Below are 24,046 nucleotides of genomic sequence, written 5' to 3' on the forward strand. Positions count from 1 at the left end.
AATCCTGCATCTTGAAGTGGTTTGGGTATATAACCAAGATTTGTTAAATGTGATGAATAAAACTGGTTATAGCAATACGAGTAAGTTAGTGATCAAATTTTAATAATGATAAATTTTCAAGAACAAGGCGCTTGATTGAGTAATAGCTAGCTACTAGAACACCGAACAGTTTAAAATATAGTCACCAGCGAGAGCCAAAATTTTCGTAGACTAGAAAATTTTTGTAGGTCTAGTTATTCTCCATCAAGAAAATTTAACGCAGTATACGGAAATTTTAGCCTCGCCCGCAGGGAATGACCAAAAATCACACATGCTACGTTGTATCAGCTCGAAATAGCCCACTATTCCATTCACTAATACGCCTTACCTGTGTGATTTCTGGACCATTCTGGTGTTCATATTTTAAACTAATCGGTACTCTAGGATTGAAAGCAACGATGTTATTGGAATATTTAGTTCATTTAAAGTGAGCACTTATTTATTCGTATTGGTATTAATCACACGTTTATTATAATGCATGTATTGAGTGTTTAATCTCCAGGTTCACAAGTTGTTTGAAATTCTAGAGATTAGAAACTCAATTACTAAGCGAATTAATTTTTAAAATATTGTCTATATCTAAAAAAGGCTTATTTAAGTGTTTATATAACAAACTTTGTAAAATAACACCATTACTATGAGCACTTAACTCTTTGATTATTTGACCTAAATAAGTTTTCCCACTATAAAACCCAAAGTCATCACTTTGTAATTCTTTTACATCATCCATCATACTCTGACTATAATTATCTGAAAAAACCGCATCAAACATAAATATGCCGTGTGTACTAAATCCTGATAATTGAGAATAAGGAGCGCCATCATTTCCGGTGACTTGCCAAAAACCGAACTCATCAAAAATACTATGATATACAAACCAAGGAAACTGGTTTAAATTCATTTCTGTTTGTGCCACATGCTTATTTATTTCTACGCTATGAAGTTTTTGCACTTCATAAATATTTTGAGTAAATAGTTGAAAATCACTATTAATAAGTGACAATTCCATTGAAGCTAGTAAAAAAGGGTCTGACACTAAGTGAGATCCAGATCTGCTATCAACCGGTACATCTATTTGGTAACGTTTTTTAAAAATAATGGTGTCATAATTAAGTGAGTTATCAACAGACTCCCCCCATAATTTATAACCCATAGCCGCATACTGTTCATAACCAAATCGACCTTCTATAAATAGAGTTTCCTCACTACCATCATAATAACTACCGGTTAACTCTTCATTTTGTAGCGCCCTAATGAAGTTTAGACGATTAATAAAATGTTTAATTGTAGCTTTATAAGCTGGATACCATTGTTCCATAATTTTTAGCCAAATAAGTAACCTACCTGTACCTACTGTTGTCCATCCTGAGCCATTAGAGGAAACTTGGTTATCAGTATCTATTAAAGATAATGTAGTCGTACCATATTGGCGATTTGGTAATTCATCATTATATAGAGGCATCGCGTTAAGACTTGATAATAATTTTGTTGCTCTAACATCAAACTCAATTTTAGAAATTACCCCTAACCTTTGAACAGAGATTAATGCTCCAATATAGCTTCCTATAGACCACATAGAGCTATAGGAATATTGGTGTGTATCAAATACAAAACCTGTTTTATTATCAGTATTATGTTTAAAATACTGCCATGCTTTATGAGCTGTATTTCTATCATGTAAATTGATTATCGAATTTAATGTTTCTATTCCTCTATAGCCAGTCATTTTATTCGGCACTTTATTATTTTTTATTTCTACGGATTGAGTGCCCTCAATGTGTTGCACTGCATTAGTAATTTTTAGTTCATGAAACTGTACAGGTTGATCTAATAAAGTAACTTGGATTTTTTCATCTACCTCTGCTTCTTTTGATATTTTTTGTTGTTCAAACTCAACAGAATGACGAACTCCTCTAGAAGTTGCATTTTCAACATAGTCATTTTTTAAAACTTTATCTTCAGTATCTGATATAATAGAAGGTCTTGGTATATAGCTTCGCTGTGGTAATTGATTAAAACTTGGCAACTCCTTTTTTTGACTATGATCAATTGCCAGTCCAGGCTTGGGCCCTTGATAATCACTGATGGAAAGAACATCTTCTAGCTCAAACATCAATAAAGTACTTTCTTGATTAAGTTTTTCTAAAGCTGACAAACCAGTTTTCATTTGAACTGACGCTTGATTAAGCGAGTTAAGCTCTTCTTCATAGGTCCTTTTTATTTGCTTTGAAAACTCTTGCCAACTTATATTACTTTCAAGTAAATAAGTTTGTCCAGTTGCCCACGCTTGATATGCTAATTTATCATCATTTTTTTCATAAGAAAAAGTCGCTAAAATTTGTGCTAATGCCGCCATTCTGAGTTGTTGTTGATTTCTTTTTTTATTTAGAAAAATAAAGCTATTTTGCTGCCAAATTTGAGCTGCTTGAGAAAATTTATCCAATTTGTACAATAACCATCCTTGACGTAATTCACTTACATCAGGCATAGCTGCATTCAAATTAAAACTAAATAAAACCAAAATATATATTACCAGTTTACACTCTATTTTTATTCGAATATCCATAATCAATCCTCACTTTAGTTTTTAGAACTGAAAGATCCATTTACAATGGTAAAATCTATCTTTTGTGTTTTTAATTTTTGAAGTAGGTTATTTCTTTTTATAAAGTGCAGGAAAACATTTTCCTGGGTGTTTAAAAGCATCATGCATACGAATTTTACTATATTGACTCAATTTACTGTTATCAAATAGCTTACCTTTAGTTTTATATAATAAAGCTTCAAGCACCGTTGCATTAGTTGACGATGAGATTGCAACTTCATACCCACCAGTTTGTTCATAGCGGCCTTCAAACCAACCTCGCTTTACATCATATAACTCTTCAATCACTAACATTAATTTTGATGTATACTCTGTATCCCATAAGATATGCATGGCCAATGCTGCTTTTACTGACACTAATGATTTGTTATTAAATGTTTTACTCGCATCGCTAATCGTATTCCAAGCATAGCCGTTAGCAAAAATACTGTCATAAAGAAAATATGGGGGTTGATCCAAAATGTGCTCGGTACGGGCAGTATAAATTTTCTCATTTTTGTAACGTAATTCTTGTACTTTATAAACTTGATTAGCAATTTCATAATATATTTTATTGGTATTATTTGAATCTAAAGAGTATGTATCATCGATATGATCCCAATTAAACTCAATACCCATTAAAGCAAAAGGTAAAGTTAAAATGGGAGTGAGTACTTTATCTTCACGGTGATCTCTCGCATCATGATAAATATCGACACCATATATAGTAATAGTTTCAACCGGATCTATCGATTCTGCTTTTACTGGTTCAAAGCCCCATGCTTTAAACCCTAAAGCAGCATATTCTTCATATCCAAGTCTCCCTTCTTGACTAAGTGACATCTTATTCTTATAAAACACTCCAGTGTATAAACTCCCTTCATCATCAATGACATCACAAAAATTCCACCTGAATACAGCTTTATCAATATATTCATGAAATTCAGGGTATTGTTGAGATACAATTTTCAACCAAATCAACAGCCTACCTATATCTATTGCAGACCAACCTATTTCAGCTTGCTTTCCCTGATAATTAATCATTTTACCTGTAGTCGTATCATAAACTTTATTTGGTAAACGGCCCTTAAATAATGGCATACGATTTAAAAAGTGTAATAATTCACTAATACGCTGATCAAACTGTTTTTTATCGATAAGTTGTAGTTGTCTAGCAGCTACCATCGCAGCTAAGTAATCCGCAATACTGCTCATTGTCGCACTTGGATAACCATCTATAGAATTTGCTAAACCTGTTTTGACATAGCTATTATTTTCAAAGTATTTCCATGCTACTTTTGCCCATAACTGTTCTTTTTCGCTCAAGGGACCATATTGCCCCTGCCGAAATAAAGCTGAATGAGAAAATGTTGTAATACCTGTATCGAATGTTCTTACAATTACACCGCAACCTGAAATACAAAATAAAAAAATAATTCCTATCGTTTTCCTGGAAAGCACTTACTAGACCCCGCAAACTCATTAAGAATATGATAATCCCATTTTGAAGGGCTTTTAAAATTAAACTGTAATAGCTTTCCTTGCTCTTTATAAAGGAGTACTTCTAAAATAATACCGTTATTGTTTGCTGTAAATGTATTTATAAGGCCAGTTCCATTTTCAAATCGACCTTCATAAAAGCCTTTTTTTTCGTCATATAAATCTGAAACTGCATCAAAAAGCAAATCAGTATATTCGGTTTTCCATAACCCCCACATACCAATAGCTCCTTTTAAAGCGATTGCAGCATATTTTGGTACATATTTACCAGATTCTGTGATTGTGTTCCATGCATAACCATCAGTATATATAGTGTCATAAACAAAATAAGGACTTGAGGCAAGCTGATGTTCAGTTCTCGCAGTTAAAATACCAGTATGTAAATATCTCGCCTCTTGAACATCATAAATACGTTGTGCAAATTCAGCCATCCAAGGAATAGTATGAATATTATCACTTGAAGTTTTATCTTCAGGCAAATCCCAATTTAACTCAATTCCGTCTAATACATAGCTTTCAGCTACCACATAATTATGTGCTTTTAATGATCGCGGATCTCTTGAATCATATGGGATTTGGTGACCAAATAAGTTGATTATTTCATATGGCTCAGGTTTTGAAGCCCTTTCTGTGTGAAATCCCCATAGAGCAAACCCTTTGGCTGCATATTCTTCATAGCCCAACCTGCCTTCTTGTACATACTTCGTTTTCACGCCCTTCTTTCCATGCGCTCCATATAGCATCCCATGCTCATTAATTATATGGCAGTAGTTCCAACGTAGTAATACTGAATCAATTAGATCTCCATATTCAGCATACCTTTCTTTTATAATTTTCATCCAAATCAAAAATCGCCCGATATCAAGAGCCGAGTAACCAATTTCACCAGGCTTATTTGTATAATCTACTTTTTTAGCTGTTTTTGTATGATATACCTTATTTGGTACTTCATTACGATATAAAGAAATATTATTAAATGTCTTCAATAATGCTGTTATTCTTTCATCAAATGTTTTCTTTTCAATAATGCCCAACTCTCTTACTGCAACCAATGCTCCTAAGTAAGAGGCTGTATCCCATAAGGTTGTTGAAGGATAATTATTTACAGCATTTACAAGGCCTGTTTTTTTATGGTAATTATTTTGAAAATAACGCCATGCAATTTTAGCCATAGCCAATTCTTTTTCTGTTAACCTCCCACTTCGCCCTGGTTGAGTACCTTTAGATCTTACGGGAGATTCTTGCAAAACAATAGGTTCACCATAATAAAGTAATGTATTCGTTTCTGAACAACCTAGGATGATAAGAGAACCTAAAATCAATACTCTATTAGTTATTTTTAATCGCATTACGGGATCCCTTTTAATTTGTCTAATGGGCCTAGAATGCCCCAGATTTAATATTTGGTTTTAGTTAAAAAAGAGTAATATATTCATATTACTTTTTGGAAATGCAGGTTTAAAATATTGGATATAATACCGCTTTGATAACGATGGCGTTATCAAAAAAATTATGTGTTATTTTGATGCTGACAAGATTTTATTGCGCTTTTCTGAGTGAGTAATATTTAATAACGGACCTTTGGCTTTATAATGCAGGCTTTCTAAAATTATGGCATTAGAATTTGCTGTTATCGCAGTATTTGCCCGGCCATCAGATTCATAAATACCAGACTGCCATCCTGTATTTTCTACATAATTCTCATCTATATATTCAATCAGTTTTTTTGTATACTCTGTGTTATAGAGCATATGCCAACCAAAAGCCGCTTTAGTACTAACTGTTCTAAATAAGCTTGCATCTTCACCTGTATCAGTAATTGTATTCCATGCCTTACCATTACTAAAAACAGTGTTATAAACAAAATAGGGCGCTTGATCTATATTATCTTCACTAACAGCAGTAAAAATCCCTTGCAGCTTATATCTATTTTCTTGTGCTTGATACACTCGATATGTGAACTCTCTAGAAATTTCGTTACCACCGAATTCAATTGCATCCAAAATATATGATTCACTGACAACATAGTTGTGTGCCTCATAAATTTCAGGGATTCGACTATCAGTTGGAATATCAACACCAGCAATATTTTCATACTGCAAATAATCATGATATAAAAGTGCTTTGGAAACATCTAAGCCAGATAGCGAAAGCGATTTTGCGGCATATTCTTCATAACCGATTCTACCTTCTTGAACATACTTTGTTTGTCCTTCATTATCTATCGTTGCACCCATTAAAACCCCCTCATTAACCATTGCTTTTAAATCCCATTGATTAATAATATTATTCACTAAAGGAGTATATTCTGGGTAATTCCAAACCAATATATTAAATGGAACAAATAATCGGCCTATATCGATAGCTGACCAACCAATACCTTTTACTGTAATATTGTTGTTGTAATCAACCATTGTTAATGTTTTAGCGTTATATGACTTATTTGGCAACTGACCATCGTATAATTCTATTTTAGCAAGTGATTTTAATACTAAAGTCATACGTTTTTTAAACTCTGTCACCTCTATTATTTCTAATCTATATGCTGAAATAAGACCTAACATATATGAAGCGATATCCCACATAGTTGCAGCAGGATAATTATTTACCGAATTGACTAATCCTGTTTCTTCGTGTGTATTATTTTCAAAATATTGCCATGCAATTTTGGCCCATTTTAACTCTTGAGTAGATAATGGTTCATGAATAACATTCGGTATATTAGGGTTAAGTTTAATTTCAAATGTTTTTTTTGATATATCAAAGTTTTCAAGATAAATAACAAGGTAGAATGTAGAACATAACCCTAATAAAAAAACAATATGATGTCGTGCTGTTAGTAATCCATCTTTAAAAGTCATTAATCATTAGCTCCTATTTCATCACTAGGTTGCCAATTAGCAGCTTTTATTATACCGAACATGGCTAACATATTAATACTCGCCCAAAAAGTATTTGTTACAATTGCATTAACAGAATAACCCATTGAATTTTCCCATAATAAAAAGTTTGAAATAGAAAATAATATTGCAAATAAGCTTAATCCAACAACCGTTATTTGTGGCCAAACTAAATGATAAAATTGCCCCTCTTGTCGATCTTTAGGTGTTGTCGGAAAAGCAACCTTATTCCCTTTGAGCACGGTAAAAATAGCTTTAAGATTGATTGAAAAAAAAGATATAAAAGATGCCTTTGATGAATAACCTGCAATCCCCCAAACCCCCACCATCAATGCAAGTTCATTCAAAATTAAAAAAGGAATAATATGCTTATAGAACTCGATAGAATACGCTGAAACAGGAGCCACAGCCGTTAACATATAAACAATTGGAGCCAAGATAAAAATCACGTTCCATAAAGTACCAAAATATGACCATATCGTAGCGGCATACATCATTTTTTGAGCGATTGTCATTCCTCTTTTAAATAGAGGATTATCATTAAATGCAATGTCTATTGTACCTCCTGCATATTTAAAGCGCTGAACAATCCAAGAATGCAGATCCTGAGGTGATAGCATTTTAGATTCAATTTCAGGATGTAAAACAGATTTCCATTTTCTAGTATTATCTCCATGTAAACTCATAGAAGTGTATATATCTTCAGAAACATGAAATTTGTATGGTGTAAGCTCAGTATCTTGAACTAAAGAACTTTGTATTGTGTCATTAACGTATACATCAATCGATTTCTCTTTGGTTCTTTTTTTTAATGTTCGTATATCATCTTTTTGTGCCATCAAAACTTCATTACTAAATGTAAACAATGCAGATTGCATGACACTATCTCGTCGGTGAATTGAACCTGCTCCACAACAAAAAGATGCATTGGCCCAATTTCTTCTTCTTTGTATAACATCGTAAAAAATTTGAGGATCATTAATAAATGGGTCGGCACCAACAACAACCTTTCCAATTAGTCTTTGAACACCTAAAGCTAAATATTTACCTAAAATACCATATCGATTTCGCCAATGGATATCTAAAGGTTTTCCTTCTGGTAAATCAAAAAACCACTGAGGAGTTTGAACCCAAGCCATATCAAAGTCAGTAAAATATCCTAAAGTATTTTCTAAAATAGTTGGGAATGGTCTGGTATCGGCATCACAAATTAGAATAAAATCACCAGAAGTCTGCCCCATTGCATTACGTAAATTTCCTGCTTTATAGCCAATGTTATTCGATCTTGTGATATAACCTATCTCCAACTTATCAGCTAAATTTTTCATCGAATCTCGCTGGCCATCATCAAGTAAATAAATATTGATTGATATATTGTGAGGATAATAAATATTTTTGGCGTCAAGTAAACTTAGTTCAACTAATTCAGGCTTTTCATCAAAACTTGGAAAAAAAATATCCACTGATATTTCTCTATCAAAATCATCTACTTTTGGTGATACATCACTCAACATATTTGGAGGCTTACTGGGCTTTGTATCTTTAATTTTCCATAAATTAAAAGTAAATAACACTAAACCAATATAAGCCAAACTTTCAGCAATAACTAAAGGATAAGAAAACCATAATGCGTCAAAATTAAGTGAGCCAGTCCAACGCCAGTAAATATACCAAGCTCCGATACCTAAATTTATAACTGCCAAAAATTGCCATAACAACTCTCGAGATAAAGAATATGGGATTGGTTTGGGTGGTACACGATGTTCAAATTTATCAAAATAAAAAGCCATATACTTTTATTCCTCAATACTAAAAACGGATAACTGAATAAGAAGCGTAATCAATGAAGCATTGTAATCAATCGCGTATTCATTCACTGCATATGATTTTTCATTATCAACATAACTTAAAATTCCTTTATTTTTTGGGGCTATTTTTGCTTGAGCCAAAGAATTTGGACCACCAACCAAAAGTCCTGGAATTTCAATATTTTCTGCTCTTGCCCAAATATGATTAATATGCTTCACAGCTCTCTCACCAATCCCAGTCACAAAACTAAGACTAAAAGGGTTGCTTCCAAGTAGATAATCAGCTTGTGCAACAGCAGCATCAAAATATTTTTTTTCACCATTTAATTGATAGGCCATAAGTAGCAATATCCCCTCTTCTGCAGCTATTTTATTTGAACCCCAAATAAACTTTTGATTTGCTAAAGCATAATCTGATTTATCATAACGAGATAAAGCAATGGCTGCTCTTGTTAAAATTTGATGCTTGAAAATAGTACAATATTGAAGGCTTTGAGCTTGGCATAGTTGTGTAATTAAATTCCATTTACCAAGTAAAGATGGGTCTTTCCATTCGAATATATTGACTGGTAGCTCAATATTTTTATTTATGTATTGTAAATATATTTTATTTTTGGTTGTTATATAAAGCTCTGCTGCTGCCCAAAATCTGTCGTCGTTATCATGTAAGAGTGAAGCTTCTGTATCGACATTATTTGATTTGTAAGGTCCAGAACCACTATCATCTGACTTGTTCCAATCTATATAATATGATTGTTCTTGTTCCAAATACTGCCATGCTTTTTGCGCTGCGTTAAAATATGTTTCAGCTTTTACACGATCAAATTTAATCCAGATTCGAGCAGCTAGAGCCATAGTTGCAGCAAATTTAGCTGTATCTTCTGTACTAATTCCATACACATATCTAGTTTGTACATCCTCAACAGGAGACATTAAACTCGGCCAATTTTTTCCTGCTACTTTTCTAAAAACACTTCCATTTACATACTGCATAGTCAAAAGCCAATCTAAACCATACTGCATTTCTACCAAAACATCAGGTAATATACCCTCTGGTTTATTAAGTGATAAATCGATCTTCTGCAATATATCAGGATGATCCTGATAACTTGATAACACTCTTCCTAATGAAACCGTTGTTGTTGCAACATATTTACCGAAATCTCCAGCATCATGCCAACCACCCACGGCAGAAAATGAAGAATAATTCTTAATATCTACCCCATATAATGCTCTAGATAAGACAGCATCTTTCAAATGACAAGCTTTATGATTAATTTTAAACAATTCATCGTTAATGCTCTGACCACATCGTTGATAATAAAATGAGCGTAATAACTGAGTTATAGTTTCAGAATAAATAACTTGATTAATTTTGAATTTGGGTGAACGAATATTGTTGATCAAAAGAATATATTCTCCAGGCTCTTGTATTTGACTAAAATCTATTTTAGCCGTCGCCGACAGTTCCGAGTTATTAAAGTGCAGAGGTTTAATTTTTAATTGCGTTACTTTTTGCGTATCGAGATTAACCAGTTTTATAGTTTTATTGAATTTAAAATGAGTTATATACGCTATTTTTGGCCCAAAGATAAAATAGCCAACTTGATTAACACTGAAATATGTTTCTTCTTTTGTTATATCGAGGTCCTGTAACACTGGCAATTTGTTTAAAAAAAAGACGCCATATGCTCCTATTAAAATAAATAATGATGTTAATAATTTAGCTATCATCGACCTTCCATTTATGTTCATTACTGGCAACAACTTTCTCTTTATTATCTAATATGATCCAGTTAATTTGATATTCACCAGGTCCAACGTCATTAATTTTAATGTCTGTAACTTTTTTAACCGAACTTGGCTTTATACTACTTTCAAATATCTGTTCTGATACTTGTAGGCCATTTTTAAATAATTGATACTTCAATTTATAACTCTCGAAACTTTTTGGATAATCATTTACAACCCATAAGGAAAAATTAATGGTGCAACAAAGTGACTCTTGTTTTGGTATATATTCAATACTCGGTAATAGAGGTTGATAAGCTTTTTGTAATGCATAATAAGCCGGTTTAGGTTGTCTTAAATAATCAACAATCCCCCAATTGATAGAAGCCCAATTTTCAACAAACATAAATTGGAATATTGCATTAACTGGTGCCATTTTTTGTCGACGATAAGATTCTGCTGCTAATGCTGTTAGTGCGAATTGATATTGCTGCGAATTATTAATTAAAGATTCTATATCAATACCTTTTTCAACTTTAGCAATTTTAAATGTTTGTGAAGGTTGGAAGTTATGATACTCCCAGATACCCCATTGTTCTTTATTTACAGGCCACAGGTTTTCCTTACCGACTATTTTCTTTAATGTCGCTTTATCTGGTAATGCCTGAGCACCAAATTCAGTGATCCAACGTTGATTGGTTGGTTTCAAATAATCAGTCCATTCTCCACTATACCAACCAAACCATGGATGTTCTGAAGTTAAAGAGCTTTTATGGCTATATCTAGATTGATCTAAAGATTTTAATGTTTGGAATACTTTATTATCTAGTTCTAAATTTTGATTTTTATCATAATCTGCATATTTATATTTCATCCAGCTTGCATCCCATGGAGGCTCATTGTGAGCACTCCATACTAAAATTGATGGGTGGTTATAAAATTGCTCAACCATTTCTTTTGCTTGGAATTGGGCATTTGAAATAAATTCAGGTGAATCTATATAACCCCATTGCAAAGGAAAATCTTGCCATATCACCATACCCAACTCATCCGCAAGTTTATAAAATCGATCTGGTAATACATGGGCATGAACTCTGATTGCATTAATATTAGCTTCTTTCATTAGTATTAAATCGGCAAGAAACTGTTTCTCACTCACATCTGAAAGCCATTGCCACGCGATATAGTTTGTTCCTCTGACGAAAAGTGGTTTGCCATTTATATTCCAAACTCCTGCGGGCTCTTCTATGCTAAACTCCCTAAAGCCCACTTTAGTTTTTTGCTCAGAATAAATCGTATTTTCATTTTTAAGTACAATTTTTAACTGATATAAATGTGGCTTCCCATGTTCCCATGGTGACCAAAGTTTTCTTTGCTTTTCCGGGAGTTTTACTTTGATGAGTTGATTTCCCTTATACAACTTGACATCTTTATGATATTTTTCGACTAATTCACCTTTAAAATATAAACTGTACTCTAAAGTAGTACTGAGATTATTTTTAGATAATACTGAAACCTCTAAGTCTGCTTTAGTTAATCCATTTGATAATATGTTTGGTGTGAATTTAAATTTCTTAATACTGTAATTAACATTCGTTTCCAACCATACTGATTGCCATATCCCTCCTGTATTTTTTTCTTGTCCTCGCTCAGACCATGCACCTCCAGGCCTAGTATCATGATGCCCTAAAACCCCTTTAATATACTGCTTATGTAAAGACCAAGACTGACCCGCTTTTTCTTGCGGACTGTTTACTTTAACAACTAATAAATTTTCACCTTCATGTAAATAATTTGAAACATTCAAACGAAATGATTGAAAATATCCTTCGTGAAAACCAACATAATTGCCATTTACCCAAACATCCGCAAAATAATCAATGCCATCAAAAATTAATTGATAAAGCTTCTTGGAGCTGTGAAGATTGTTTATATTAAAAGTTGTTTTATACCAAGCAACACCACTATGTTCATAGCCTTGACTAAACCAGTTGCTCGGTACCTTTATTGGTTTAAACTTTGTAAAATCGGAATGCTCATCGTAATAATTTGAAGAAGCACTGTTTGATGGATAAAATAACCAATTTTTATCAAGTTCAACACGTAGAGGTTTATCATGTTTATTTTCTAAATTTTGACAAATTGATAAATTACATATTTTATCAGTAAGATAGGTTAAGCTTTTACACCCTGTGATATTACTTATAATGAAAACTAAACAAAAAATTAAAATATATGAATTAAATTCCTGAAGAAAGTTAAGGTAAATTCTTAACCATTTTGAAATAATTACGCTTAAATTCCGTCCAATAAAACATGTCATCCATAATCCCCCTCACTAATTGAAGCCCACGCCCACTTTCTTTCCAGGTAGCAATATTATTTTTATCAAGCATATTCCAATCCTCCTCCGAAAAAAGAGCACCTTGTAGCATTGTTATGCCATTATCAGAAATAATTAGTACAATTTTTTCTCGGAAAAGTAATAACTTAAATGTAATTTTTAAATCATTTCTATTTTCATAAGCATGCTCAACAACATTATTCCCAATTTCAGCAATACATAACTCGATATCACCGAGACATGCTTGTGTAATGTTCTCAGCTTTAACCATAGCAACAATCGTTTGAGCTACTAAAGCGACGCTGCTATAACTGCTAGAAATAGTTAATTCTATTTTTTTAACTAACATATGCTCATACTTGAAACCTATTATTTCAAAACGATCTTTCAATATTAGCAACAGCAAGTGATGCTCTATACAAATCATTTTCTGAAGTATGAGTCAAAAAATGATTTCGACTGTCATTTATTGCCCAATCAACTTGCCAATTTTGTAACTCAACATACTCTCCACCATGATCAATACAGTACTCACCAAATATAACTTTATCTTTTAAATTAACAACTTCTGAAATCCATGTATAGTCATCTATAGAGCACCGTTCTAAAATAGCACCTTGTTCGATAACACAATAAGCACCTATCGTGACAGGACCAATTATCGTGACTCCTTTTTTTATTATTGTTCCGCTACCTATATACACGGGACCTTGGATATTGACTTCTGAAAGATCAATATCAACATTAAGACCACACCAAATATTTTCAGTAACTTGTTTTCCAGGAATCGGGTAGCCAACAATTTTTTTTGTTAAAATATCAGATGTTGTTCGCCAAATATCTTTTATTCCTCCAACATCAGCCCATTGAAAATCAATATCGACACCGTAAAATGGAACATTCAATTTAGCCAACTTTGGAAATAGTTCACTTCCTATATCGTACGCTTTATCTATCGGTATATAATCGAAAATTTCAGGTTCAAATATATATATACCAGTATTTATTGTGGTCGAAATAGCTTGAGATATTTTGGGTTTTTCTTGAAACTCTAATATTTGACCAAATTCATTTCTTCTAACAACACCATATTTATGAACTTCCGATAAAGGGACATCTTGTAAAATAATAGTTGCAATCCCCTCTTTTTCTTTATGTGACTCAAACGCTTTTTGAATATCTAAATCAACCCATGCATCTCCGCAAACAACAATAAAAGTATCATCAAAAAATTGTGTTGATTGTTGAATCTTTTTCATTCCACCAGCGGATCCCAAAGCATTTGATATAAGTTGCTTGTCCTTCATATAACCTTCATATGAATAGAGCAAATTCACTCCAAATTGATTACCATCACGAAAGTAATTTTCAATTTCACTTCCCATATAGCTGGTGTTTACTGCTATTTCCTCAATACCAAACTTTTTAAAATGCAAAAGTAAAGATTCCATAATTGGAGTTCTCAAAATAGGTATCATTGGCTTAGGTATTGTTTTAGTTATTGGCCAAACCCTGGTACCTTTACCTGCTGCTAATATCATTGCTTTCATCATTATAATTGTTCCTTTTAAGCTATCTCAGCCAAAACATCACTCAATTCACCATAATGTGTAAACAATCTATCCATTCTAGTTAAAGTAAATAAACCCAGAACATTTGCTTGAGCACCCACTATTACGATTTCACCATTTACAACCATATTTTTTAAACAAAATATTAATGCTCCCAGTCCACTACTATCCATAAATTTAACACTCGATAAATCAAGCACTACTTTTGAAAATTGGGACTTTACAACATTTGAAAAATATTCCTTAAAATCAGGAGTTGAACTTGCGTCCAACCTAGGATGATCTATTGATATAAGTAGTATTGACTGATTTATCTTTTTATTAGAAAAATTCATAATTTTCTCCTTCACCGTTCCATTGAAACGCAGTTATTGTGACATCATCATTAAGTTTTTCATTTTCAGTCCAACTTACGACTTGCTGATAAATATATTTAAGTAAGTCTTTAATAGATAAACTTCTTTTGTCCTTGATCAGTTCACATATTCGTTCATACCCATACATTTCTCCTGATACATCTAGTGCTTCTGTTAATCCGTCTGAAAACATAAATAAGCGATCAGATTTTTTCATATTAAATGATTGCTCTTCAAACTCAGCAGTTTCTATAACACCAACTGGAAAGCCGCCATCACCAATAACATTTGTTAGTTTTGTTTCGTTATTGAAATGAATAAGATGAGGGTGACCTGCCTGACAGAACTTTACTTGCCCTGTCTTTGTATTTAACAAACCATAAATCATCGTGAAATATAGATCTGATTTTAAATTTAAAGCATTACTTTGATTAATTGCTTTAACTGTTGAGTGAGTCGGTCTAATTCTCAAATCATTATTTGAATCAAGTAAAAATAATGACTCTGAGGCTAAATGTGTTTTTAATAGCTCATTGCCAAGTGAAAATGAAAATAATGCCGAAGATACACCATGCCCTGAAACATCAATTTGATAAAATGAAAAAACATCTTTATTTATATATCTATATCCATAAAAATCACCTCCCATAAATTGGCAAGGCGTATGAAAAGATGACACCTCTAAGCCATTCGTTATCATGTCTGTTTCTGGTAAGATTGAACGATGTAATTTTGCAGCGCTGCTGAGCTCTAAATTAACACGATCTAACTCTTGGACTAATTGATTATTTTCGGCTCTTAATTCATTTTCTAATTTCAAAAAACGAATACCTGAACGCACTCTTGTAAAAACATCACTATTACCCAAAGGCATTTTAATATAATCATCAGCACCAAATTTACCTTGTATAACTAATGAGTTTTCATGTTCAAAATTGGTTATTAATATGAAATATATATTTTTTAGTTTTTTCGTTTTCTTAGTTTGTAAAATCAATTCGGAACTACACATATCTGGCATAGTTAATTCACAAATAACAATAGCGAGATCATTATTTTTATCTAGAAATTTAATAGCCTCATTAGCAGAAGAAAAAAGGTACAATTGAGAGCTTGATTTTTTAAAAATTTGTTGGAATTGTTTTCGGATAAAAATTTCATTGACGACGACTACCAATTTAGTTTCTTTTAAATCATACAAACTAAAGTTTCCTCTCTTTTTTTTGAGCAAATAACCATTGTATTGCGTCTGAATCTAAATAAGCTTTGTCCCAAACGTTATGCCAACTTTCAACAAATTCTTTATAAACGACCTGCGCATTCTCTAATTTTAAATATTGATACATTTTTCTAGACTCTGTAACAGGTACCACATCATCTTTAGTTCCATGTACTATCCATGTTGGAATATGTGATACCGCTTTTGCAGTCATTAAATAAAGTTTGTCTCCATGGTATTTAGAAGAAATACTGCCAATTGATGGCTTATGCCCTCCTCCAGGCTTAACCCTAGCTGCAATAACAAATAGCGCACTCCATTTATTTGGGTATTTACTGGCAAACTCCCAAACACCGAATCCCCCCATTGAAATCCCTGTCAAATATATTCTTTTAGGATCTATAGCGTATTGGGTAATAACTTTGGCCAAACTAGCCAAAGCGATTTGCTCACAAAGTTTTGAAGACCACCACTTCTTTGATGGGCATTGAGGAAATACCGTGATTGCAGGATATAAAGCTGACTGTTTTCTTATTACTGCTCCTAGACCAACTTTCGTAGGTAATAAAGTATTATTTCCACGTTCACCTGCACCATGAAGAAATAAGATAACAGGCCATTCTCTCTTTTTTTTATAACCTTCAGGAATATGTACTTGATAATCATATTTATCTCCATTTATAGAGAGTTTGCTATACCTAAAACCAAAATCTTCCTGCTTTTGCTCCGCACTAATACACTGCGGAATACTGAGAATATAAATACAACTAATAAAAAATTTAACGAGGTACATATTTAAATAAAACCTTCTTTTTTACCATTACCCACAACCCAAAAATACAGCTTGCATGTAGCAAAGTATTAAACCAAATAGAACTTGCTTGGAAAGTTGGCTTCACATCTGAAAATTGTGTTATAGCCTCAACCATTACAATAAATAACAAATGCATAATAAACACATATAAACTTGCCTGACCTAATGGGATTAATAGCCAACCAAAAATGATTTTAATTGGTCTCCAAAAGTAAGTTAAACACCAATATATAAAGGTCAAAAAGCATGCGTAATTTACCAATCGCAAAATACCTAATTTACTTTTATCAAAAAAACGATAGTGTAAATCATTAAAAGTATTAGCTTCGATCCAGCCTAGATTCACATTGGGTGGAAAAGCATTATTTGGTGAATTCCAAGCTAAAAGCATAAAACCAAAAGTCATTAATCCACTGAAAAAAACTATATAGTGATAATTTTTTGATGATAATTTCAAAGTGATTTCTTCTTTAAAATAGCCAAATGTTAAACCAAAGATATATAATATTTGCCAACTTAAAAGTGGAAACGCATATTCAAATTGAGCCTGAGTGATCCTAATTGGGTAAGACATATTAAAAAAATATATAATGATACAAATAGCACAAACCCACTTAGCTTTACCTTGATTAAAGAGCCAAATAGCAATTGGAGTCCCTAATAATAAAATACAATACAAGCCTAATATTTGTATCTGATGAGGGCTATTCCTTAACAGTAAAATATTTGCAATTGTTCTATACCAAATCTCATTTCTATTCGGAAATAGCTCATATACCTGGCCATTAGACCAATTTTTAAATGTTGTGATCACTGTCAAATCTATAAACGGTAGCGCTGACAATGCAATTATAATTACAACTATAAATAAATTAATTTTATATAATTGCGCACTACGCTCAAAAAGCCTTAATGCACTTGATTTAAAACCAGTTTTTAAATTGATTTTTTTATGAACTAAGCCGAGTACATAACCAGATACAATAACAAACCCTTCTGCTCCAGAAATAAGACCTATACGCTCCCATACAATAAAGTTAAACCATGAAAATATTTCTAAGTGAACTAAGAGTAATATAACCATGACAACGCCACGTATAAAATCAATGCGAAGATCTCTCTTTTCTTTATTTACTTGATAGTGCATATTCTGACCTGTATAACATTTATCAAAGTTTATCTCTTTGATAATTAAATAATGATATTTGAAGCCACGAATACATAGCAACATGATGATTTTTAGAATGAAAATTAATTTTTGGTTATAAATATTTCATACGCGGAAAATATTGACTTTATAGATGCATTAAAATTTGAATACCCAAGACCAAGCGATACTGATACCACCACTTTTAAACAATCCTGTATTTTTTGCTCTTGTTTTGCTAGACCAGCGATTACCTGAGTAATTATTATATTGGAGTGTTATTGTCCCAGGCCGCCAGTCAAAATAACCAAACCCATATGTGAAATCAGGGTTCCAAGGCTGCTGTTGTTTTTTATCAAAATAGTAAAAACCAGTCATGTTGACATACCAGGGACCTGAAATTGTATATTTACAACCAAAACTCCCTGTACGTTTCCATTTCTTTAGTTTACTGGTTGCAGCATCAAAAAATTCTGGCACAACACTATATCCAAAATTACAACCAATTCGTCCGCTTTCTGTAAATGTAAAGATTTTGCTATATTTATGTGGAATAGGAAACTTCCACCCTATTGACCAAGAACCTTGCTTGAAAATAGTCCCTTTTTCACCCACAGTACGATTTGGGTTAAGCCTATTCCCACCATAATTCGCATAGACTAAGCTTACTGTATAAGGACGCCAATCACTGTAACCAAATGTATATACAAAATCAGGATTCCATGGTTTTTGTAAGGCTTTATTTTTATATTCAATTACCGCTCCACTCGCAAACCAATTACCTATTGGGTTAAACTTTAAAGACGCTGCATAACTTACATTATTAACATTTAAATCCCCTTCACGAGAAGCGCCTGATTGTATAGCTGATTTAGTTAATGGATGACCGATACTCAAACCACCACTAAAACGTGAAGCTAAATTTTTCCACTCCGATGAATATTTTTTAACTTTCCAATCTTTAATCGGAAATGTAAAAGAAGTTTGAATAGCAGACCAAATTGGGGTTTTGTTTTCGAGGGTAGGAGCTTTGCTCTTTTTTAAAAATGATTTTTTTTCATTTTGTTTTGCCCTTAACCTGATAGAGTTTAAGTATCTTTCCTCATCTATAAAATTGTATTGATTATCCCCTTTCGTAACCCCTATACCGGGCTTTATTAACAAACTTAAAATCAATAAGTATTGATGACTTTTATAAGATCTATAGTTCATTTATCTTTAGATCCTTTCAATATATTTAATTATTTAGATAAAAATGAATATTAGACAATTAACTTATTAAATAAACCATTTATGATTAATGTTATTTCGGTATTTTCATCATTAATAGTCATGATAGCTCCGCCACATCAACCTTTTCAGGTGAAGTGATGAACTCTTAGGTTTGATTAATAAACATTCCAAAACATATTAAGATTGATAATGTGTATTACTGTTTATGTTTGAGGTACTAATTTACGGCAAAGAAATTATAAATTCTTTTGATTTCTGCATTAGTTTTTTTGAATTCGTCACAAATATTAAGCGTAATGACACTTGTGACTTATTATCTATTTGGAATGCAGGTTTCAGATCTTGGGTAGGATACGAGTAAAAGACATGCTTCTTGACTTGCTGAAATCGCGCATTGCCTTGTAGCATAGGTATAAATTACCATTTACATACACTGGTAAAGCTAAAACGGTAAATAAATTTATAACGGAACGAGTATTTTATGCAAGGTTGATAAGCTTAAATCACCCCCAATCGATAACTAAAAAGAGCTGTAACGTACTTTTTGATGAATTATTTGATTATTTTTATAATTTATTAGCTAATTATTTGCATTTCATATTTTCTGTTTGTTCAAATAGTGATAGAATGCGCGCAACTAAATATATAGGTAAATTAAATTTTGCAACAAGAAGAGAATTACGAGCAGTTGCTCACAGAAATGGCACAATGTGCACTAATGGGCCTTTCATTTGAACAGCAAACCGGAAAGTGCGGTTTTGGTCCAACTTCAGAACATAAATTTTTAAGTAAATGGTTAACTGTTGCGTATAAGCAAAAACGATTTTCTAAAGAGGTTGCTCCTACTCTTGAAACTCTTATTCGTATGGCGAAAGAAAAAGGTCAATTTGCTGGATTAAAAGATAACTTAGTTAAACTGAGCAATCCTGAGACTGAGACTGAGACTGCCAAAGCCTAAAGTGGCTTCAGAACAATAGCAACTATGCTTTTCAGACCTGCGCAAATGTCCCATAAAATTTCTAGTGGGACATTTGTGAGGAACACTTAGTTATTGTGATAAATAATAGCAATGATTGACTAACCTACAGCTCTATATTGTAAAATCAAATCAATTACTTCATGTTCACTACATGATAATATCAGAGATTCTTCAAGCGTCCTTCTTTGAGGTAAATGAATATTAAACTCCTCCCTTAGTATACTAACTACCTGCTCATCAGAATTTGGATCAATTTCTTCCCCGGTAAAAATGCATATCCTTTGAAGAATAAAGTCTTTGTTCATAATAAAATTGATTTCCGTTTATAAGTTATCACTTGCGAAATTATTTAAAAGATTTAAAGCAACATTTTGCTCTTAAATCTATTGTGAATTTACTTCATTTTTAGATATATAATGAACATCCATATATTAAATTGAAATAAGCATGTTATCAATACTTTTGTTTTAATCTTACACACTACTCAGAATTTACTTACCCTATTCCATACTAGGGGTTTATTATGGTTTCACTTTCTACACAAAAATAAATAATTATTTCTTGTTAATGAAGGCCTGTTAATATTAGTCGCAACCAAGGCGAGTGCTAATAATTAAAAATACCGATAATTATTGCATAACCTTCACTCAAAAAAACAAGGTCGACTCTATTATTAAAATATTCAGATGACAGTTTTTAATTGAATAGATGCTGAGTGTGTAATCTAAATTCAAATTAGTTTAATTAAAGTAGTTCAGAGTTTTTTTGTAGTGAATTAGATTAATACCCGAAACATTTATAATTTTGTTTGGGATCCCAGTATTAAATTTCAGCATTTAAACTTCTAAATAAATGAGTAAAGCTACGACTAATGGCTAACGGTTCATTTAATCCTTTCATGTAGGCATTCATCTGCTCACAATCTGTTGTTTGTACATAGTTTAAACTTTTTATATTGAGTACTGTACTACGATGCACTTGCCAAAATATTTCTGGGTTAAGTTGCTCACATAAATTTTTAAGTGGCATTCTCACTAATGCTTCTCGCTCTTTTGTCAATACTTTTACGTAACGCCCGCTCGCTTTAAAACAGATAATATCGTCAACGGGTATCAACCAGAACTTATTACCTATTTGAATTTTTAATCGCTTTAAATAAGATCCCTGTTCTGAATTTACGTTTTCAAGGGCTTGTTTAATATCAACAGGTGTCGAAGCAAGCCTGACATTGAGTCGCTCTATACATTCTTGTAATCTTTTGTCTGAATAGGGTTTCAGTAAATAATCAATAGCACCCGTTTCAAACGCTTGAATTGCATATTGATCGTATGCTGTAATAAATATAATATGACATTTATGTTTTGTTAATTGAGCAACCTCAATCCCCGTTAAATCACCCATTTGAATATCAAGAAAAGCAATGTCAGGTTTATCTTTATTGAGTGAAGCTAAAGCGTCATCACCATTTTCAACAGATGATATTATTTTTGCTTGTGGCCAATATTTAATTAATTTGTTATTAAGATTTTCCCGTAAAAACTCTTCATCTTCTGCAATCAAAATCTTAACCATTGCTAGGTACCTCTAAGTGCGCCGTCGTGAATGCATTTGTTTTACAGTTAATTGAAAACTTACCTCTATTGCCATAGGTGACTTTCATTCGTTCTAGCAAATTAGTGATCCCTGTGCCGTAACTATCATTTTTCAATGAGCCTATATTATCCGTAACAGCTACCTGTATCATTTGTTTTGGACCCAATTTTACGGAAATAACGAGTTTACCTTTGCCATTATTTTTCTCAATGGCATGCTTGATAGCATTCTCAACTAAAGTTAAAATCGACATAGGTAAAATAGGTCGATTTAATATCGATTTCGGTATATCAATTTCATATTCTAACTTGCTAGAAAAACGAATCTTTTGAATATTAAGATAGCGTATGATCATCTCTTGCTCTTCTTCTAGCTTAATAAATTTGTGCCGATATTGATGAACGGTTGAACGTAAATATTCAGTTAATTCTTCTAATAAGTTTTTTGCTTTCTCAGGATCTAAATCAATTAAGCTATGTAAATTAGCTAACGTATTATAAAAAAAATGGGGCTCTATTTGCGCTTGTAATAAATGTAATTCCATCTCTACACGTTCTCTTTCTAAAGAATGCTCTGCTATCTCTTGTTTTAACAATTGAAATTTAGGCTGTGATTCACGGCTTTGTATATAAACAATAACCATGATTGCCCAAGCAGAAAATATCAAAGTAGACATTGAATAAATGGTTACTTGTAAAATAGGATGTAAAGAGCTTTCATTCCATGTATCTGTACTGTAAATAAGCGGAAAACTAACGGCAAATGCTAGAAGCCCTATCATAGCAATACGCACAAGTGACATTTTACTGCCTGGTCCACGTGATAATATTAAATATGAAAAAGCTAATGAATATCCAAGGATATTCATTACCTTAATATACCCTAATAATTCAGAAAAAAAGAATTCGTAACTACTTTCGACAACAGCCAAATGGTAAACAGTTTTTAAAAATGCACAGGCGCAATTTATTGCAAATATAACGACTATATTATTAATCGTCATTAAAGAGCCCATTGTTTTTAATCTATAAATACTACTGTGCATATAAGTCTCTCATATATTGTTTTGTCATCATTAAAGCTGGAAATTGATTTAAACGTCATATTTATTAACTATGAGTATAATCTAGAAATTATACGAGACATTAAGTGTTGCATAACGACCAAGCACATCAAATAAACCGTCAGTATAACTAGATGGTAACTTACTACACTACGGTTAGCCAATGGTAATTGTGGCGCACCTTCTCAAGTAAGCTATTGATAGATAGCTTAAAAATATATTATTTGTATACCAGTAATTAAAACCAGTGGTAATGTGCTTTTAAAACATTTGTTTATAATTCTATTATCTAACATGCTGCAAGGACTTCTTTATGTTTGTTTTATGAACATTTCACTTCATATTCAGATAACCTTAATTTTTATACATTAAAAAGACGAGGTGTTATCAATGATCAAAATATGGTATCAAGGAGTCGAAATTAGGTATTAAGAATGATAAATAAAAACTGTAAATATAATTCATCTAATAAGATTTAATCTCAAGTTCATATATCACATCTCAGTTTTATAAAAGAATCGGCCCCAAGTGACCGAGTTTAAAAGAGTCCCAACTGACTTGCGTGAACTTCTTTTTTATCTAATTCAACCAATTGGTTCTGCACGTATTTACGAATAGTATCTTCTGTTGCATTTCGAATTATTTCTACAAAATAACTTTGAGTCCAAAGTTCCCCACCCCAGAAATAACGTCTTTTTATATCTGAATATAATTTGAAAAACTCTCTTGCTGAAATACTTTTTATCACCTGCATGATCTGACTTGATGACATTTTTGGTTCACTTCTTAAGACCATATGAATATAGTCTTCTGGTATTTCTAATTCAACTATATCTATGTCGTAACCAATTTTTTGAATTATAACTTTCATCGCTTCACTATAAGACTCTGGAAAAACTTTACGTCGATACTTAGGTATCGACACAAAGTGATACATTGACCTAAAAACATAATGAGAATTTCTTTAAAGTTACATGTTATGGATACTACAGACTGAGACAAACCCCTGAGATTTTCGCTACGCTCTGTTAAATTTCAGATTAAATCAAAAAAGAAGCTTAGTAAGTTTTAATTGCTATTAGTTAGTACTTATAATCTAAATCCTGTAACAATTAAATGTATTTTCATTCAAACTTATCCTTTAATATATTGAAAAGTTATTTAT

Annotated in this window: 17 protein-coding genes and 1 pseudogene; 1 reads left to right on the plus strand and 17 read right to left on the minus strand. The window is 32.3% G+C overall.

Annotated features, from left to right (window positions below; all coding sequences use genetic code 11):
• Positions 1-577 precede the first annotated feature (577 nt).
• The 14 genes from CJF42_RS07615 to CJF42_RS07680 form a co-directional block, all read right to left on the minus strand.
• The gene (locus CJF42_RS07615) at positions 578-2,605 is read right to left on the minus strand and encodes a DUF3131 domain-containing protein (protein WP_095366106.1); all 2,028 of its coding nucleotides are present in this window, start codon (positions 2,603-2,605) and stop codon (positions 578-580) included.
• An 87-nt stretch (positions 2,606-2,692) separates the two neighbouring features.
• The gene (locus CJF42_RS07620; RefSeq protein ID WP_095366107.1) at positions 2,693-4,084 is read right to left on the minus strand and encodes a DUF3131 domain-containing protein; all 1,392 of its coding nucleotides are present in this window, start codon (positions 4,082-4,084) and stop codon (positions 2,693-2,695) included.
• The gene (locus CJF42_RS07625; protein WP_095366108.1) at positions 4,063-5,472 is read right to left on the minus strand and encodes a DUF3131 domain-containing protein; all 1,410 of its coding nucleotides are present in this window, start codon (positions 5,470-5,472) and stop codon (positions 4,063-4,065) included. The genes CJF42_RS07620 and CJF42_RS07625 overlap by 22 nt, the downstream gene beginning before the upstream one ends.
• Before the next feature lie 168 nt (positions 5,473-5,640).
• On the minus strand, positions 5,641-6,984 hold the full coding sequence (locus CJF42_RS07630) for a DUF3131 domain-containing protein (protein WP_095366109.1): 1,344 nt from the start codon (positions 6,982-6,984) through the stop codon (positions 5,641-5,643).
• Entirely contained in the window at positions 6,984-8,813 is a 1,830-nt protein-coding gene (locus CJF42_RS07635) for a glycosyltransferase family 2 protein (protein ID WP_095366110.1), read from the minus strand. The genes CJF42_RS07630 and CJF42_RS07635 overlap by 1 nt, the downstream gene beginning before the upstream one ends.
• Positions 8,814-8,819: 6 nt before the next feature.
• Positions 8,820-10,565 carry a glycoside hydrolase family 9 protein gene (locus tag CJF42_RS07640; RefSeq protein WP_170940525.1) on the minus strand — a complete coding sequence of 582 codons (1,746 nt, stop codon included), beginning with the start codon at positions 10,563-10,565 and terminating at the stop codon, positions 8,820-8,822.
• Complete coding sequence (locus CJF42_RS07645; RefSeq protein ID WP_095366112.1) at positions 10,555-12,885, minus strand: glycoside hydrolase family 2 protein; 2,331 nt, start codon at positions 12,883-12,885, stop codon at positions 10,555-10,557. The genes CJF42_RS07640 and CJF42_RS07645 overlap by 11 nt, the downstream gene beginning before the upstream one ends.
• A complete protein-coding gene (locus CJF42_RS07650; RefSeq protein ID WP_170940526.1) occupies positions 12,821-13,255 on the minus strand; it encodes an ATP-binding protein in 435 nt (144 codons plus the stop codon). The genes CJF42_RS07645 and CJF42_RS07650 overlap by 65 nt, the downstream gene beginning before the upstream one ends.
• Before the next feature lie 25 nt (positions 13,256-13,280).
• A complete protein-coding gene (locus CJF42_RS07655; RefSeq protein WP_212668788.1) occupies positions 13,281-14,459 on the minus strand; it encodes a nucleotidyltransferase family protein in 1,179 nt (392 codons plus the stop codon).
• 14 nt (positions 14,460-14,473) lie between these two features.
• Positions 14,474-14,812, minus strand: a complete 339-nt coding sequence (locus CJF42_RS07660) for an STAS domain-containing protein (RefSeq protein ID WP_095366114.1) — start codon at positions 14,810-14,812, stop codon at positions 14,474-14,476.
• Positions 14,799-16,034: a fused response regulator/phosphatase gene (locus CJF42_RS07665; RefSeq protein WP_141235508.1), complete on the minus strand. Its 1,236-nt coding sequence runs from the start codon at positions 16,032-16,034 to the stop codon at positions 14,799-14,801. The genes CJF42_RS07660 and CJF42_RS07665 overlap by 14 nt, the downstream gene beginning before the upstream one ends.
• A gap of 1 nt (position 16,035) precedes the next feature.
• Complete coding sequence (locus CJF42_RS07670) at positions 16,036-16,845, minus strand: carboxylesterase family protein (RefSeq protein ID WP_095366116.1); 810 nt, start codon at positions 16,843-16,845, stop codon at positions 16,036-16,038.
• Positions 16,832-18,013 carry an OpgC domain-containing protein gene (opgC, locus tag CJF42_RS07675; protein WP_170940527.1) on the minus strand — a complete coding sequence of 394 codons (1,182 nt, stop codon included), beginning with the start codon at positions 18,011-18,013 and terminating at the stop codon, positions 16,832-16,834. Before opgC ends, CJF42_RS07670 begins: the two co-directional genes overlap by 14 nt.
• 159 nt (positions 18,014-18,172) lie before the next feature.
• Positions 18,173-19,225, minus strand: a complete 1,053-nt coding sequence (locus CJF42_RS07680) for a hypothetical protein (protein ID WP_095366118.1) — start codon at positions 19,223-19,225, stop codon at positions 18,173-18,175.
• 682 nt (positions 19,226-19,907) lie between these two features.
• Between CJF42_RS07680 and CJF42_RS07685 the strand changes: the two genes are divergently transcribed.
• Complete coding sequence (locus tag CJF42_RS07685; protein ID WP_095366119.1) at positions 19,908-20,204, plus strand: DUF2913 family protein; 297 nt, start codon at positions 19,908-19,910, stop codon at positions 20,202-20,204.
• An 843-nt stretch (positions 20,205-21,047) separates the two neighbouring features.
• Here CJF42_RS07685 and CJF42_RS07695 read toward each other — a convergent pair.
• From CJF42_RS07695 to tnpA, 3 genes and pseudogenes are all read right to left on the minus strand, one after another.
• Positions 21,048-21,797, minus strand: coding sequence for a LytR/AlgR family response regulator transcription factor (locus CJF42_RS07695; protein WP_095366121.1), 750 nt, complete (start codon positions 21,795-21,797; stop codon positions 21,048-21,050).
• Complete coding sequence (locus tag CJF42_RS07700) at positions 21,790-22,863, minus strand: sensor histidine kinase (protein ID WP_095366122.1); 1,074 nt, start codon at positions 22,861-22,863, stop codon at positions 21,790-21,792. The genes CJF42_RS07695 and CJF42_RS07700 overlap by 8 nt, the downstream gene beginning before the upstream one ends.
• Positions 22,864-23,419: 556 nt before the next feature.
• Positions 23,420-23,830, minus strand: a pseudogene (tnpA, locus tag CJF42_RS07705) (IS200/IS605 family transposase); the annotation flags it as partial.
• Positions 23,831-24,046: the final 216 nt, after the last annotated feature.

The sequence above is a fragment of the Pseudoalteromonas sp. NBT06-2 genome, assembly GCF_002276045.1.
Taxonomy (GTDB): domain Bacteria; phylum Pseudomonadota; class Gammaproteobacteria; order Enterobacterales; family Alteromonadaceae; genus Pseudoalteromonas.

Bases quoted from the DNA above. Each gene is read 5' to 3' on its own strand.
- CJF42_RS07635 (WP_095366110.1), bottom strand. From the start codon at position 8,813: ATGGCTTTTTATTTTGATAAATTTGAACATCGTGTACCACCCAAACCA.
- CJF42_RS07615 (WP_095366106.1), bottom strand. From the start codon at position 2,605: ATGGATATTCGAATAAAAATAGAGTGTAAACTGGTAATATATATTTTG.
- CJF42_RS07660 (WP_095366114.1), bottom strand. From the start codon at position 14,812: ATGAATTTTTCTAATAAAAAGATAAATCAGTCAATACTACTTATATCA.
- CJF42_RS07625 (WP_095366108.1), bottom strand. From the start codon at position 5,472: ATGCGATTAAAAATAACTAATAGAGTATTGATTTTAGGTTCTCTTATC.
- CJF42_RS07680 (WP_095366118.1), bottom strand. From the start codon at position 19,225: ATGAACTATAGATCTTATAAAAGTCATCAATACTTATTGATTTTAAGT.
- CJF42_RS07695 (WP_095366121.1), bottom strand. From the start codon at position 21,797: ATGGTTAAGATTTTGATTGCAGAAGATGAAGAGTTTTTACGGGAAAAT.
- CJF42_RS07645 (WP_095366112.1), bottom strand. From the start codon at position 12,885: ATGACATGTTTTATTGGACGGAATTTAAGCGTAATTATTTCAAAATGG.
- CJF42_RS07630 (WP_095366109.1), bottom strand. From the start codon at position 6,984: ATGACTTTTAAAGATGGATTACTAACAGCACGACATCATATTGTTTTT.
- CJF42_RS07670 (WP_095366116.1), bottom strand. From the start codon at position 16,845: ATGTACCTCGTTAAATTTTTTATTAGTTGTATTTATATTCTCAGTATT.
- CJF42_RS07650 (WP_170940526.1), bottom strand. From the start codon at position 13,255: ATGTTAGTTAAAAAAATAGAATTAACTATTTCTAGCAGTTATAGCAGC.
- opgC (WP_170940527.1), bottom strand. From the start codon at position 18,013: ATGCACTATCAAGTAAATAAAGAAAAGAGAGATCTTCGCATTGATTTT.
- CJF42_RS07640 (WP_170940525.1), bottom strand. From the start codon at position 10,565: ATGATAGCTAAATTATTAACATCATTATTTATTTTAATAGGAGCATAT.
- CJF42_RS07700 (WP_095366122.1), bottom strand. From the start codon at position 22,863: ATGCACAGTAGTATTTATAGATTAAAAACAATGGGCTCTTTAATGACG.
- CJF42_RS07655 (WP_212668788.1), bottom strand. From the start codon at position 14,459: ATGATGAAAGCAATGATATTAGCAGCAGGTAAAGGTACCAGGGTTTGG.